Source organism: Aliiglaciecola lipolytica (assembly GCF_018860635.1).
In the GTDB taxonomy this organism is placed as follows: Bacteria; Pseudomonadota; Gammaproteobacteria; order Enterobacterales; family Alteromonadaceae; genus Aliiglaciecola; species Aliiglaciecola lipolytica_A.
The window spans coordinates 484,774-500,618 of record NZ_JAHKPT010000021.1 but is presented as its reverse complement, the minus strand read 5'-3'; the positions used below and the strand labels follow the sequence as shown (position 1 = coordinate 500,618).

General features: G+C 41.1%; 13 protein-coding genes. 3 read left to right on the top strand and 10 right to left on the bottom strand.

Features of this window, described 5'->3' with window-relative positions:
* Nucleotides 1-79: 79 nt before the first annotated feature.
* Entirely contained in the window at nt 80-1,549 is a 1,470-nt protein-coding gene (locus KO530_RS10660; protein ID WP_216048389.1) for a sensor domain-containing diguanylate cyclase, read from the bottom strand.
* A gap of 262 nt (nt 1,550-1,811) precedes the next feature.
* On the opposite strand from KO530_RS10660, the gene KO530_RS10655 reads away from it, so the two are divergent.
* Genes KO530_RS10655 through KO530_RS10645 form a run of 3 tightly spaced genes read left to right on the top strand, consistent with a single transcriptional unit; the run spans nt 1,812 to nt 4,942 of the window.
* Nucleotides 1,812-3,179 carry an alpha/beta hydrolase family protein gene (locus tag KO530_RS10655; protein WP_216048388.1) on the top strand — a complete coding sequence of 456 codons (1,368 nt, stop codon included), beginning with the start codon at nt 1,812-1,814 and terminating at the stop codon, nt 3,177-3,179.
* Nucleotide 3,180: 1 nt separating this feature from the next.
* Nucleotides 3,181-4,242 carry a sensor histidine kinase gene (locus KO530_RS10650; RefSeq protein ID WP_216048387.1) on the top strand — a complete coding sequence of 354 codons (1,062 nt, stop codon included), beginning with the start codon at nt 3,181-3,183 and terminating at the stop codon, nt 4,240-4,242.
* Nucleotides 4,220-4,942, top strand: a complete 723-nt coding sequence (locus KO530_RS10645; RefSeq protein WP_216048386.1) for a LytR/AlgR family response regulator transcription factor — start codon at nt 4,220-4,222, stop codon at nt 4,940-4,942. The genes KO530_RS10650 and KO530_RS10645 overlap by 23 nt, the downstream gene beginning before the upstream one ends.
* Before the next feature lie 92 nt (nt 4,943-5,034).
* Here the strand turns inward: KO530_RS10645 and KO530_RS10640 are convergent, their stop codons facing one another.
* The 9 genes from KO530_RS10640 to KO530_RS10600 all read right to left on the bottom strand — a co-directional run bounded on the left by KO530_RS10640 (nt 5,035) and on the right by KO530_RS10600 (nt 15,714).
* Nucleotides 5,035-6,465, bottom strand: coding sequence for an adenosine deaminase family protein (locus KO530_RS10640; protein ID WP_216048385.1), 1,431 nt, complete (start codon nt 6,463-6,465; stop codon nt 5,035-5,037).
* A gap of 97 nt (nt 6,466-6,562) precedes the next feature.
* Complete coding sequence (locus tag KO530_RS10635) at nt 6,563-7,681, bottom strand: purine-nucleoside phosphorylase (protein ID WP_216048384.1); 1,119 nt, start codon at nt 7,679-7,681, stop codon at nt 6,563-6,565.
* Nucleotides 7,682-8,083: 402 nt separating this feature from the next.
* Nucleotides 8,084-10,105, bottom strand: coding sequence for a serine hydrolase domain-containing protein (locus tag KO530_RS10630; RefSeq protein WP_216048383.1), 2,022 nt, complete (start codon nt 10,103-10,105; stop codon nt 8,084-8,086).
* Between the two features lie 122 nt (nt 10,106-10,227).
* On the bottom strand, nt 10,228-10,941 hold the full coding sequence (locus KO530_RS10625) for an NYN domain-containing protein (protein WP_216048382.1): 714 nt from the start codon (nt 10,939-10,941) through the stop codon (nt 10,228-10,230).
* A 183-nt stretch (nt 10,942-11,124) separates the two neighbouring features.
* A complete protein-coding gene (locus KO530_RS10620; RefSeq protein WP_216048381.1) occupies nt 11,125-12,885 on the bottom strand; it encodes a methyltransferase domain-containing protein in 1,761 nt (586 codons plus the stop codon).
* Between the two features lie 403 nt (nt 12,886-13,288).
* The gene (locus KO530_RS10615) at nt 13,289-13,546 is read right to left on the bottom strand and encodes a hypothetical protein (RefSeq protein ID WP_216048380.1); all 258 of its coding nucleotides are present in this window, start codon (nt 13,544-13,546) and stop codon (nt 13,289-13,291) included.
* A gap of 78 nt (nt 13,547-13,624) precedes the next feature.
* Nucleotides 13,625-13,942, bottom strand: coding sequence for a hypothetical protein (locus tag KO530_RS10610; protein ID WP_216048379.1), 318 nt, complete (start codon nt 13,940-13,942; stop codon nt 13,625-13,627).
* Nucleotides 13,943-14,270: 328 nt separating this feature from the next.
* Nucleotides 14,271-15,071, bottom strand: coding sequence for a DUF3307 domain-containing protein (locus tag KO530_RS10605; RefSeq protein WP_216048378.1), 801 nt, complete (start codon nt 15,069-15,071; stop codon nt 14,271-14,273).
* Nucleotides 15,064-15,714, bottom strand: a complete 651-nt coding sequence (locus tag KO530_RS10600; RefSeq protein WP_216048377.1) for a hypothetical protein — start codon at nt 15,712-15,714, stop codon at nt 15,064-15,066. The genes KO530_RS10605 and KO530_RS10600 overlap by 8 nt, the downstream gene beginning before the upstream one ends.
* Between the last annotated feature and the right edge of the window lie 131 nt (nt 15,715-15,845).

Genomic DNA, 15,845 nt, shown 5'->3' with positions numbered 1-15,845 from the left:
AAATTAAGCAGAGGTTTATGTACGACTTAAGTAAAGCAGCGGTGTGCAGTTGAATAAACTGAACTCAACCGGGCTTTGGCTAATGTTGATAAATACAATTTCTTCCAGAACGTTTGGCCTCATACAAAGCACTATCTGCACGTTTGAAGAGGCTTTCAAAATCATCATCAGCTTGCATTTCGGTTATCCCGATGCTGATAGAAAGAGGTTCACCATCATTCAATTGCATACCATTGATATGCGCCAATAAACGATTTCCAACCATCATTGCCGTTTGCTGATTGGTATCAGGCAGCAGAACAATAAATTCATCGCCACCAAAGCGCCCCAATAAGTCATTTGGACGTAATAATTGTTTAACGCTTTCACTGAGTATTTTTAAAGCCTTGTCTCCCGCATTATGGCCGTGGGAGTCGTTTATCTTTTTAAAGTGATCAATATCATAAACCAACAAACATAAATCTTTGTTTTCCCATTGAGCATGACGTAATTCAGAAATAGCGCGCTGTATTAGGTATTCTCTGGATGCCGTTTGGGTCAAATTATCGGTAAAAACTTTGCTTTTAAGTTGGTGATTGTGTGCAGTTAATGCAGGCACAGCAATGGCAAACATCGCATTAGTCGCTACCACGTTAATCGCATATTGATAGACCATAACAAACTCCATCAGCTCTAACGCATCGACTAAAAATACCACCAGCAAACTACTCACGGCCAAACTCAAAATATTGAAAAAGGCATTTTCAGTGCAGGCAATCCACATATGCGGTATGACCAAGAAGAAGATTGCAAACGAGCTATCCATAGATTGAGTGAATTTGGCCAGCAACATAGCTATTACAATTAATGCTATTGAAACCAACAACTTGTACTTATACTGCGGGGTTGAGGTGCTTAACTGGCCTTCAATATGCTCAAGTAACAAAAAGAATTTTTTCGGATAAATAACATGCATGATGCTAAAAAATAATGGGCTGAGCACAACAATACCAGCCATATCCCCTATCCAAAACGGTAACCAAGTAGACATAATCTCTTGCAATTGCATCATATCGGAGAAGACCAGCGAATTTAAAACTAAAAAAGTCGCGATTAATGATGCAACCGCAGCAATTAGCAAAAAGCTGATAATAGATAGTGGTAAGGTAAGTTGCTTTGTTTGCGTTAACCAACGCAATAATTGACTAGCGGCATAATATGGAAGGATATGGGCAACGCCAAACAGCACGCCCCCTTCTATGGCTTCGACGCTTTGCAGTTCAATTTGGTAGTCTTTGTTAGTAAACAAAGTGACCAAAATCGCCGCCAACATGACGATTGGGATAGCACGAGCGCCCACCACAAAAAACACAGCAAAGGTCAACCCCGCTGGCGGAAACCAAACACTGGCATGGTGAGAAAATTCAACCAAAGCGCCACTGAACCAAACCAAAACCCAACTAATCAGCAGTAAAGCGGCTCTCGCGCCAGCTGAGTTTTGTAAAAAATGTAGGCCTTTTTGTTTAATACTCAGTTCATCAACTTGCGATGATAAATTACCGGTTTGCATCTACTGCTATCTTCCTTAAAGTCACTCTTAATCCTTGTACTTTGATAAGTCCATATTGAATGCATGAAAAAGATATCAGCATCTTGATAACCTGTATCATAGCAAACCCGTTAGTGGTTAATATACTCTGAAAGCATATTAGATTTGCTAAACATGCTTTTTTACCAGTCATCCTCGCCATTTACCGTTAGTCATATAATCCACAAATGAGCAATCCAGATAGTTAAGCTTTGTGTCACTAACTAACTAGAGGAAATAAAAAATGTTCAAAACAAAACCGTTAATCTCTTTCATCATTATTTTTTGGGGCTTGCTACCCGCGTTTAGCGCTTTGGCAAATGTGATTGGCAGTTGGCAAGGTGAGTTAAAGGTGAATGAAAACACCAGTTTGCCGATGATCGTGCATTTTTCTCAAGAAAGTGACCAAATCACCGCAACCTTAGATAGCCCAGCACAAGGTGCAACTGGCATCCCCATCAACGAAGTGGTAGTAGCGCTGCCAGAAGTCAGCTTTAAAGTAAATGCGATTGGCATGCGCTTTACAGGAAGCTTCAGCAATCCAGACACCATAACCGGCACCTTTACTCAAGGTAGTGCAAAACTGCCACTGGTGCTCAACCGCAGCATTGAAATAGTAAAAGCGCCAGAGCGTCCACAAACCCCAGAGGCTCCCTTTGATTATGTGATTGAGGACGTTGTATTTAAGAATAGCAAAGCAAATATCAACTTGGCCGGTACCTTGACTAAACCTAAAGGTGAAGGCGATTTTGCCGCAGTCATTTTAATTTCAGGATCAGGTCCACAAGACCGTGATGAAACGCTGTTTGGACACAAGCCCTTTGCAGTAATTGCAGACTATTTAACCACTCAAGGCTTGGCAGTTTTACGCTTTGATGACCGAGGAGCCGCCCAGTCTGGTGGTGATTTTGCCACCGCCACCAGCGAAGATTTCGTCGAAGATGTGCAAGCCGCATTTGAATTTTTAGCTGCGCGCTCTGATATAAAACAACATAAAATCGGCCTTATTGGTCACAGTGAAGGTGGAATGATTGCGCCCATGCTTGCCAGTAAAAACCAAGACATTGCCTTTGTGGTGATGATGGCTGGCTTAGGGGTTGATGGCGTGAGTTTAGTCACCCAACAATCGTTTGATATCCAAAAGTTAATGGGCGTGGAAGAAGCTGCCCTAAAAGCACAACGTCAACAAGATACACAGCTTTATAAACGCATTGTTAACGGCATGAGCAGCGAGGAGATTCATGACTATTTCATTCAAAAAGGTGCAACTGAAGCCGCTGCAACGGGCAAAGCTCAGCAACTTGGTTCACCGTGGATGCGCTTTTTTCTAGGCTACCAACCTAAACAATATTTAGATAAGGTTAGCTGCCCTATTCTAGCCATCAACGGCGCTAAAGATTTGCAAGTAGCAGCTCAGACCAATTTAGCAGCGCTAAACACCCTATTAACAGCGAACAATCATGCAGATTTCACGATTAAATCGCTGCCCAATCTAAATCACTTATTTCAAAATGCAGACACAGGATTACCTAACGAGTATGCTAGTATCGAACAAACTATGGATACCCATGTGCTTGTTTTAATGGCTGAATGGATTAACGCTAGAATTTAATATGATGTCACGTTCGTTTATATTACTTCAATTAATAGGTTGGTTGCTGTTTGGCGCAATCAACTTTTTTAGCCGAGCCTTGTTGCAAGGCGGTTCTTGGGCAGAGTTCATCTCCACTAGCGTATTAGTGCTTGTTGGTTTGTTCGTTTCATCGGTCTTACGACGTTTTTATCACTTGTCTAAAGTACTATCGTTGCCACCACCGATGTTAACCTTAACTGCGTTTGGCGCTAGTATCATCGCGGGCATATGCATTACCTTACTCGTGTTTATCATTTTTGAACCCTTTGCTGAGGCATTGTATAACACCCCTACGCTGTTCACCTTGATGCAATTTGTCTCAAATATCATTAACTTGAGTTTAGTGATGTTGATTTGGTCAGCACTTTACTTTGCCATTAAGCGCTATCATAGATTTGAACAAATCAAGGCAGAGAAACAACAACTCGATGATACCCTCAAACAAGTCAGTTTAGAGGCGTTAATTAACCAACTAAACCCCCACTTCATGTTCAACACCATTAACAATATTCGCGCCCTGATTTTGGAAGATGCCAACAGAGCCAGAGACATGCTAAGTCACTTAGCTGATATGTATCGCTACACACTCAATTCCAATAACAATCACTTGGTTACCTTGGCCGACGAATTAACCATGATTGAAGACTATTTAGCCTTAATGGACATTCAACTTGAAGGCCGTTTGCAAACCGAGTTCGATATTCAAAGGGATACCCGAGAGGCATTTATTCCTCGCATGATGCTGCAATTGTTAGTTGAAAATGCGATTAAGTACGGCATTGCTAACAAAAAGCAAGGTGGCCAACTCTGTCTAGTGGCAAAACGCCAAGAACACAGTTTATTTTTGCAAGTACGCAACAGCGGTAAGATCCAAAAAAGTGCGCAAGACAGCACGGGTATGGGTTTAAACAATATCCAACAGCGTTTGGCTCTGCTTTATGCCGACAACGCGACTATTACCATGACCGAACAAGATGAACAGGTTGTGGTCAATATACTACTTCCATGGAGTACCAGCGATGATACGCGCAGTAATAGTTGATGATTCGCGACTAGCACGATTAGAGCTAATTAACTTGTTAGAACAGGTTAATGATGTAGAGGTGGTGGGCGAAGCCCAAGATGTTGACGAGGCTCTTGATCTGATTGATGAGACCAATCCAGATTTGATATTGCTGGATATTAATATGCCAGAAAAAAACGGCTTCGATCTGCTCACCGAACTAGACTCTGTTCCCCAAGTAATCTTCACCACGGCTTATGATCAATATGCCATTAAGTCATTTGACTTTAACGCCTTAGACTATATTTTGAAGCCGGTCACTGCACAACGTCTCAACCAAGCGTTGGAAAAAGTAAGGGATAAACTCCGCCCCCATAGCCCGTCCTCCGATAAAGCGGACTTGCTTACAGCTGATAGCCAGTTTTTTGTAAAAGATGGCGAACAATGCTGGTTAGTGAAAATAGCGGATGTGCATCTAATTGAATCTGTGGGCAACTATAGCCGTCTTTACTTTGACCGCAATAGACCGATGATTTACAAAGCCCTGAGTAAAATTCAAGCGCGCTTGCAACCTGGTTTATTCTTCAGAGCAAATCGGCAGCAGTTGGTAAATCTAAACGAAATTGATCAGGTTTCACCACTGCTGAATGAGAGTTTAGAATTAACCTTAAAAAACGGTACTAAGGTCACGGTATCGCGCCGCCAGAGTGTCGAGTTCAGAGGATTGTTTAGGTTATAAGATACCAGCCCCAGCCGCGGGAAATCTAAGAATGAAAACTGCGGCTCGATTAAGCTTAGGCTAAGCTGCGCGTATAAGATGTAGCCGTGCTTTTAAGATGAAGAACCGCAGACTTTAAATACCTTACACGCGTAGGAATAACTAACCGGTTTTACCTGACTAAGCGCGGCCATCTTTTTGGCTTTGAAGGCTTTTTCAAACTTAGCGATACGTTGGTAGTAATCGTCTAAAAGTTGTTGTTTCGTTTGCTCGTCGACAAACGAAAATGCCAGAGAGTTTGCACCTGTTTTGACTAATTCCGACCACGACATATTAAAGTTTGTCACCGCAGTATAATACTCATCGGTCATGTTTGAGTCCCACATGCCTCGGTCATCCGTGGATAATGCTACCGGCACTCCTAAGCGTAAATATTCAGGAAACGGATGCTGTGAATAATCATCTACATATTCCAATAAAAGATTACTGATGAGGTTAATTTCAATCAGGTATTGGTTGTAGCGCATCAACAATAAGGTATCGGCATCGTCGATTAAATTAAATCCATGACCGATGCGAGTGGCACCTAGTAACAGGGTATCGCGAATATGCTGATTAGGCTCATCAGTTTCACCAGCATGAATGGATAAGTTAACGCCGTGATACTGATGTCTGAGTTTCTGTAACGTGGGTAAAAAGCGCAACGGATGGCCTTTGTCGTTGTCTTCACGGCCAACCATATCAACGGCGACATAAAGCTCTGGATGTTCAGACACAAACTTATACATCCACTCTAGTCCGTCTAAGGCCTGCGAAGAAAACCGCAATAACGCGTATTGCAGACGAACAGTCACCCCACTGTCAATGGCATCTTTTTGCGCAAAGCGTTTAAGGTACATCTGATAAACCTGCTCATCTTCAAACGCGCTACCATCAGGATGAACAAAACCACGAACGCCAGCATCGGTTTCTAAATAAGATAAACCTTCAGCGCCAAAGGCTTGCATGTTTTTGACAATTAAATTGGCTTGCATATAGGGGTTGAACATCAACGAATTAAGTCGCGCCCAATGGGTTTCAAAAAACTCATCACGTCCCTCAGTGGGTTTATCTAAACGAATGCTATTCATCCAAGCTTGTTTTTGTTCTGGGTTAAGATCTTGCAAGCGTTTATATTCAGATTGTTCACAGCTATCGAGTTTTTTGTATTCAAACTCCTGAATATTCACAAACAGCATTAAATAAGGTGGGCTTGAATTTTGCCCTGCTGCATAGGCTTTGCAATTGTTTATTTTCACTTTCGTATAGTAAATATAACCGTTTTGCTGCTGTTTTATGGCTTCATCAAACCACCATTTTGACAGATTCGAACCCGTGGAATGATTGTGTAAGTCGCCCCCTTTGGGCATCGCATATAAAAACCGATAAAGCTCATCAGCCGAGGCCGTTTTTTTAAAAGCTTCAAACTCTTTATCAAAGGTTGCGGCAAAGGTATTACACACAAGGCTCATACAAAAGATAGAGAGTAAACACACCAATTTCATTGTAATGGCTCCAAAAGGGAATGGTTTATTTTAAGATTGATTGGTTTTTAGCAGGTTAATTTAACCTGCTAGTTGAACAAAACCAAATTAATGCCTGTTATTTCACTTGGTAAGGTAACGTATTCTCATAAGTACTCCAGTTTTTCACAATTTCCTGAACAACTGTATTCCCCACTACATAAGCCGCATCTTTAGCAGGATAACCACCATCAGGATACGGCGCAGTGACACTCCAACTGGTTAACTTGTCGGCAGGCGCCATGGTGTAATTACTCACCGTTCTTAACACCATCACTCTTTGCGGATCAACTTTACCAATCCGAGCCAAGCGTAAAAGTGAGGTTAAGGTGCCTGAGTCTTCCATATTACTGGTCATAAAGTTTGCATCATCACCACCGTATAACTTCAACCAATCGTTGGCCCACTCATTTAGGTGCTTACCATGCCAGTATTTGCTTGCACTTAATGTGTCACCTATGGTCACAAAAGGTGGCTTCTGCGCGTTCGGCATGGTTTTAAATAGCGCTCTAAACTCTTTAATCCCTTCACTATCGGCCAATTCAATGTCTTTGGTTTGAGTGTAAGCCCAATCGGCTAACTGACTGTTTAGCTCGAAAGAAACTGTATCTAGTGTCCATCCGGTAGAAATGTCTTCTGGCTCTTGGGCAGGCTCGGTGGCACCCAATGGAATAATCCCATATGGCCATGATTCAGGTATTTCTCGGGCATCTATTTGATATATAAGATCGCCATCGACAACATGCTTAGCCCATGCAGCTGAACCCAATGACAAGTCTTGTGGATCACCACCGGCGATACCTGCAACTACCCAATAGGCTTTACTCAGGTCAAAGCGAGGATCTAAACCCAGTGCCATAATCGACGCCGTCGCATTAGGAATGCCACCACCAACACAAATAACCAACACTCCATCTTTATTGAGGTATAAATCGTACTCGCCTAATGGGAAGTCTAATTTTTGAGAAAAGTCACCCCGCTCCAACCAAAGTTGAAGCTCCCCCGCGTCATCTCCCATTGCATCGCCAGACTCATACATGGTCACCACTACTGCTTTAATTGCATGGGTTTGTTGAGCTACTTTTAGCGTACTGACAGGCTCAACTTGTGTTTTAGCCGTTTCGGTATTACCACAGGCGACTGTGTTAGCCGCTAGCAAAACCAACATGGCAGGCTTAGCGTATTTCAAAAATGACATATTTATACTTCTCCACTGAGATTACACTTAAAAACTTGACCGATTGGTCAGCAAATATTATACCGATTAGCTAAAAATGGCGAATGAACATGTTTCTGCTAAATGGTGTTGTTAGGTATACCCATTGATGGGAAAGGGCTAAGGAAAATAATCGACAGTTAAAAATACAGATTGAGAATACGACCCAGTTTTCCTTTGCACTTACTTATTTGAACAATAAGCGGTAATCATGGTGCATAAGCATTCAATTAGTGCATGGAGTTGCAATCAATAGATATCTAAAAAACCCAAAAAGAATCGTAGTTTAAAGAAAAGCAGAAAAATAAAAAATTAACAATTCAGACGTTCGCTAGGCAGACTGACCACCTAGCAAACAATCGATAAACTAAATCAGAAAATAGCTTACTTAGCACTCACTTCGGTAAACACATAAGAATGCTGACTATCGATCAATTTTAATGTTCGTTTACCGGATTCGCTTTGTCCAATAACCAACTCCATTCCAAACATGATTGGATTAAGCATCACTATAGAATTTGAGCCATCTGAACTGGTTTTAGTGGTTAACGCGCTTTTCCAAACACCAGGATCGAAGATGGTTTCTCCTGCTACCGTTGAAATTGATACTTCGCCTAAAATATCATTTTCGTAGTGAGTGGCTAAGCTAGCTAAAATCGCAGCATCGCCAGGCAAATCAATTTCGTCTAATCGCGATGCATTGATCTTTTGTTGTTCAAGGGCAAATACATCCACTTCGTCAGCCGCTTTAGGCTCGGCATTATAGAGCAACTCAATTAATTTGCGCTGAAATGCAGAAGCTAAATAATAGCCTTCATCGGAGTTAGTCAAAATAACTGCGGCGACATTGGCACTGGGTATCACAATAAATTGGGATTTATACCCCGCCATACTGCCGCCATGTTCAATAATCTCTACCCCTGCGATTTTCTTGGTCGAAAGCCCCATCCCGTAATATTCATCTTTACCAGAAGACACGCCCGGTAAACGTCTTTCCAATAAGGGCGTTTCTGCAAAGAGTCTCTTACCTTGCGGACTGACACCGAGCGTCAACTCGTTGGCTAGATACTTGAGCATATCCGAAGCGGAAGAAAACGCCCCGCCAGAGGGACGATAAGGCAATATCGTCAGATTAAATCCATGCTCACTAGTCTGTTCAACTTCCTCAATCTCAAATTCAAAATTGATTGCATAAGGTGTAGCAACATTGCCCGCTAAGGCCGTTTCAAAAGAAAAAGTGGTGTTATTCATTTGCAAGGGATCAAAGATAAATTCTTGCATAGCTTTGTCATAAGCGGCGCCTATTTCCATGTCAGGATAGAGAATATGACCTGCTATTAAACCGGCCACTGCCGGCATTTGATTATTGTATTGATATAACTCACCAAAATCACTGGTAGGCTCTACATTGGCTAAATCTTCTACTGCCATTAACGCTGGCGCATCTGGCCCACTATTAAATACCCATGTCATATCTTTACGAGGTAAACCTGTACACGCACAAACGAGGTGACGAATAAGCACTTTATCTGTGGTTTCTTGGCTACCTAGTTTAAATTCAGGATAGTGATCGGTGACTTTATCATCCCAATCAAGCTTGCCCATCTCAACAAGTTTAGCCAACAATAGCGTGGTCATTCCTTTAGTATTCGAAGCCACCATGAACAAAGTATCTTTATCTACAGGCTCGCCACTGGCGATATTTTTCACCCCTACTCCACCTTCATATACCACATTACCATCTTGCATCACCGCAATCCCAGCACCGGGTATTTTCAACTTCTTGGCAGACTCATTTACAAAACTCAGCAACGCCTCTACTTTTTGTGGATCAAGTTTGTGGGCAGACGCACTAGCGAAGTTCTCACCGTCATAGCCAAGCACGGTATAACTTTGTAGTAAGGTGTTTAACTGAGAGCCGCGTTTACCCAACACGGCAAAGCTAGAATCAACCAGCACCACATGCCAGTCGTTAGCGTTACGCAAAACAACGGCATAAAACCCCCGCTCTTCAGAAATCGCGCTTTCATATTCAATAAAGGTATGCTGTTGCCAACCATTGTTAGCTACTTCATCGTTAATGAAACGCACTTCACGGGCAAAGCCAGGAGAAAATTTTTGCCAAGCTTGCATGGCCGCCTTAGCAGCATCATCGGCACCTTTCACCACAGTGATAACTATCACCCCATCCCCTTCAGGCGCGGTGTATTTAATTAGCTCAGGCCCCTTATCCTCAACCCAACTTTCCGGAGCATCATAGGTTGCCCCCAACCAATCATCAGCTCCTAAAGCCTGATCAACTGATTCAGAAAGTTCGGAAGTTTTAACACTTTGAGTATCAGCAACACAGGCAGATAAACTAAAGGCAAAAAAGAAAATAATGGGGTAGAAAGATACATTTCGCATAGTAACAGTCCCTTGATTTGATTAAATATTAGTCTATACGAGCAATAAGATTTAATAAAGTGAACTGCGATAATTTTGATTTTTTGTATTTGCTACTAAACTTTTTTAGTAGCAAACATCAATCAGTGTGTTTTCATTTTGCGTAAATCACGTACATAAGTACCTGAACCGTTTTTTTGTATCACCTCAAATAAGTCAATGGCAGCAAATAAATCACTGAGTTTTTTAAACCCAAAATTTCGCTGATCAAAAGATGCGTGGTTCGCAATATGTTTACCGATCGCGCCTAAGTTCGCCCAGCCATCATCATCTTCGGAGGCTTCAATTGCTTGGCGCAACATATTCATTAATTTCGTATCGCTTTTGATACTAGGCTTTCGATGGGGTATTGGTTTTTCGTCTACAGGTTCTTCATCGAGGTAAAGAAATTTCGAACAACTATTCACAAATGCAGTAGGTGCTTTCCGCTCTCCGAAACCAATCACAAATTTACCATCAGCCAAAGCTCGGGTAACTAAAGGTGTAAAATCGCAATCAGATGAGACTAGACATATTGTATCAACATCTTTGGTATACAGAATATCCATTGCGTCGATTACCAATGCTATATCAGTGGCATTTTTGCCTTTGGTTAAATCAAATTGCTGGATAGGTTGGATAGCGAATTCATGCAGCACATCTTCCCATGGCTTAATATTAGGGCTTTTCCAATTGCCGTAAGCTTTGCGAATATTGACTACACCATAACGCGCCAATTCTGACAGAATTATGCCAATTTTTGCAGCAGGCGCATTGTCTGCATCAATAAATAAAGCGATTTTGTCCTGTTCTTTCATCCTTTAAAATTCCTTTTTCAGCCCCTTTTAATGTAAGAAACATAATGGAACGCCAACAGCAATGAATCAATTATTTTTAAGATGTGAAAGTATGAGTGGGGATACGTTATTAGCTAAATAACGGTGACTTTTTTCTAACTCACTAAAGATGTGAAAATTAATGCAACAAGCGAATACCTGAAATTACCATTCATTGAGTTGCTGCATATCCTTTAATCTACATCGTTGGAGCAGCAGAGCTTCAAATAAGTCATCTATCGAGTCATTTTGTGGCGTTAACCCTGGCAATGCTATATTCGCTTCAGCAAAAAAGCGTTGTTTCTGATTGATAAGATCATCTTCTAACCAAGCAGATAACCACCAGTCTTGCATACGTTCTTTTGCTTCCTTTAATTTATGCTCAGAGGGCAATCGATCTCGTTTGATATTATTCACTTTGCAATCACTTGGAACTAAATTCCAAAGATCATTATTAGGCCAACGAGCAAAAGGCATGCTGTGATCAATGTCATATTTTTGGTTTAAACGCTTTGAAGACCAAACACATTGTATTGATTGCGACTTAGCTAATGTCTCAAAACGGCTGCGAACTTCAGACGTCGTTCGCTGTGGATCCAACCATTTGAGTGCTTGATAAAGGTAAACTTGTTTTTCAGGCTTGGCATAATCCGAATTGCCTTTATACGCCGCCATCGTTTTCACCCACTCATTAACTAAAACGGGTTCAATCCAACAAGCATAGCGACTCAGCGCCAGCCACGTGGTTTCAGGTAATGAAAATTCGCCCCATTTTTGTAATGTGGGTAAATCTAGGAAAATACTATCTTTAGCCCTAACAGATTTAGTTGTCGCTTCAAAAACCTGTGTTTTTTGATTAGGCAGAGTAATGTACTGACAAGGCATTTCTTTGATATTCGAGGCACTGGCGCTTAGGGTTTTATGCAGTGCAATGGCATCTTCACCGGTAAACATGTTTCCAATGCGGTAATCAGACGCTGTTCTATGTCGCAATTTATGCCAACCGTCAGGTTTCATAAATCCCATGTTCGGTTTCGCGTTTGGTACTTGGAATAGTTGATGATGGTCAATTAAGTCTTTGTATTGATGTATCCAATACAACGCAACTAACCCCAAGGGTAAAATAACTCTGTCACCGCTAGCTAAAGACTCTCTTCGTATGACCGCACCAGGGTGACCATCAGCTATTCGCAATAACACTCTGAGTAAAGCAAGTTTATGAGTTGCTGATTTGCCATCATTGATAGCAACATGGCGAATAAAAGGAAATGCGCCCGTTCCATCGTCTGGCAACTGCAAAATTAAGGTCTGCCAATAAACCCCTTCTCGTCCGAGTTTATCGGTTTCATTTTGCGCTTCGAATTTGGAAAACAAACCATAGTTATGTGCTAAATGTTCGACTTCTTCAACACTTACATCGAACATTTGACGACTTTGCTGTTCTTCTTTGGTCATTCCAAGCTTAAGTGAAATAACGATTTTTCCACCAGGTTTAAGTAAATTAGCCAGTTTACGAATGGCTCTCGCCCGTTGACTTGGAGGAACATGCATCCATACCGCACTTAACAAAATCAAATCGAAGTTAACTTCTAATTTTGTCGTTTTATCAAGAGCAGGCAAAGCGTCTTGAATCCAGTGAACCTTTTTATTTCCCGTGGTTACCTTACCTACTTTCAACATTTCCAAGGCAGGTTCAACAGCATAAATCTGATAACTTTGGTCACTTTTCAATTTTTGTTCAGCTAAATCCGCGATGTAACTAACATCCCTCCCAACCCCTGCCCCCACATCTAAAATGGAGACGTTAGATTGCTCAAACAATGAAGTTAAATGATGCGCCCAATTGTTATGCACATCGAGGAAAGACAGCGACAAATACTGAGGGGCTATTTCTTCTATTTTGTTGTTGTAATAATCAGAAGACACATTAATCCTTAATGGGATATTTATTCATTATTCAACATTAAAAACATGTAGATTTTTATCATAACTTCATATTAATAATAGGGCTACAGATATCAAATTGAGATTCACTGAGAGAACCTTACACTGCCAGAGTTGACACAAAATTCCGACCATTTAGCTTTTATCGTTTAAATTAAACTTAAATTTTTATTCTTAAGCTGCGTGTGCGGCAGCTAACTTCAGGCACTCCCAAACACAAGCGCTGCATCCATGAGACGAACGGTGATTGTACGTACCGAACTAAGTGTGATGGGCTAAATAGCAATTTTAGATGTTGTTTTTTCATACTACGTCTCTACTACTATAATGCGCTTTTACCGAAAGTGTATTTGTGCACGGCCGTATGCGTTTGCGTGCTTTTTATTTATCGCATATTTTGATTGCATTGATAGTCCTTGCACAAGTCACCTGTGATTTCACAACGGTTTAACTTTGCTTGTAATTTTTCGAGGTTATGCAAGTTGTCCGCAAAAATGCTTGTGGAGTTTAATTCTTCACTTAACACAATATGGGCTTTGACTAGTTTAATTAGTTTTGTAAAGTCCGCTGATTTTCCGGCTTTTTCAATAATTGAATTTTCGCGACTTATTTGCATCGTTATGTACAGAAGATTTGGGTCCATGATTACTTCTCAATTTTTGTGCTCAATTATTAGAAAATGTTTTGTTTTGGGGCTGCTAACTGCCCCAAGTATTTTCAACTAACTTTTCTTATCTAAGAGAAATATTCGAAGAACATGCCTTTGCGTTTCAGTAGAAAATGCATTGGTCGCATTGCCCTTGAGAAGCCACTGAAAAATCGTCGCCGTGACCTGCTTTAATTTAGTAAACAGCTGCGTATTTTTAGTATTTACTTTACGTTCAGCTAAACAGGTAATTGGCGGTTGTGCGTGGTTTCTAAGGGGTTGGCTTTGAGGCTGATTCACACACAAGTTTTGCATCCATGAGGCGAATAGTGATGGTACGTATGAAACTATATGTGATGGACTAACTAGCAATTCTTGATGTTGCTTTTTCATATTGAGTCTCTACTACTAAAATACGACTGCATTTGCGCCTTTGTGGCACCGATTTCCATTAAGCTGGTGATGTGCTGTTTACACCAACTTTTTGCTGGTTCGACAATTTGACTAAAAGCTTTATTGTCTAATCTTTTGTATAAGTGTAACGAGTTTCTAAAATCTCCCACCTGTCGATAAATATCTGCACATAATAGGATCATTTCATCTGAAGCGTTGCCGAGAATCTGCGAAATCTGCGAAGGCAAATCAGCGAGGTCAGAGCCTTTGATTTTCTTACTTTGAGTTAAAACCAGTTGGATCTGACCCCTTTGATTTGTTTGATTTTTTAGTTAATTTTCACCCCCAGGCTTAACGAGACGATGGCACCTACCAAGGTTGTGATCACAACGGAGAGTAAAGAGCCAATCAATACATATTCGGTCATACTTCGACCATTCGCTTTATTCAATTCTCCAAATCTAAATATTGATTTAGCGGCCAATACAAACCCAACGGCGGCGTAACTCCCCACAAGGGTGAAGGTCAATATTAATACTCGCTCTAAGTAACCAATTAACTCACCACCAGCAACAAGGCCTGTGATCTCAGGTTTACTTTGCTTGCTCAATGGTTGGTCTTGTGGTGTTGATTCGTCTGGATTAAAGCCCGATGGAGTATATTTTTGCAGGACCTGACTAATCACAATGGAAGTTGGTTTGAGAATCAACAAATACGCAAAAATCACTTGAACGCATGCTGAGAGCTTTTCATGTTTTAATACTGCATTAATAGTGATGCCGTCAACAAGGTAGAAAGCACTTACCGCGAGTACAGTGACATGTAATGTTTGATCGATTATAAAGTGAGACAGCTTATCACCATTCGCGCTAGTCACTTTCCACAGATCGATAGCAAAGTGAGTCACTGTTACCCACACCACTAAGTACGCGGTCAAATGCCAATGAATGTCTAACACCAATGCTGGCAAGATCAATACGACTCCATGCAGCAGTGCATGACAGTACAACTCTACACTACGATAGGTGCGCTGCTTTTTGGCTTCTACCCAGCGGGCTGGCTGCAGGTAAAAGTCACAAATAATGTGAACCAATAAGAATGAAATCAGCAGACTAAAAAATTCAGACATCTTCAATTACCTTTAATTGTTGTACAAATCGATAATTTAACGCTTCAATTAATGGCCACCCAGAGGCTTTGAGTGACTTGCTAACGGTAGCAATAGCAACATTTAATTTACCTGCTAAGTCGCTAACAGATAACTCTTGATTGGTTTGAAGCATAGGAAGCATCACTTCACATTGGCGTGGTGTCAGGTCGGTAAGTTGTCGATCAAGGTATTTAAATAGTAAATCGAAGTAATCCGTGAGTTCAGGACGATCAGAACTAAACAGCAACCTATCACTTTTTAACGCTTTTAAACCGCGACCAGAAAGCACAAATGCTTCCCCCATGGATTCAGAGACTGATTCACGCAATTGTGCATTTGAAGCAATGGCAAAACTAATCCTGCTATCAAAATCTTTACCAAGGGCTTTTATGCCAACTCTGTAGACAATGGTATATCTCAATACGTTTGAGATATCATGGATCAAGGTCTGAAATTCATCACCACGTTTAATACTATGTGTGTTTAAATTGTTTACCTCACTGATCCATTGTTGGATGTCTTTAATGCGTTGCAGTAGTTGGTCAAACTGTTTTGCAGTTAATTGGGTCGAGTTAACCACATCCCCACTAATCACGGCGATGGGTTTTTGATTGTATTCCACACTAATTCCTTCTTTTGAGCCTCAGTATTAATTTAGCCCAAATAGGCTAAATACGCAAATTTAGCCTTAATTGGCTAAATTAACGTTTTTAGCGAGCTATGACTAAAGAACTGCGACACTGCGGGGTCAGA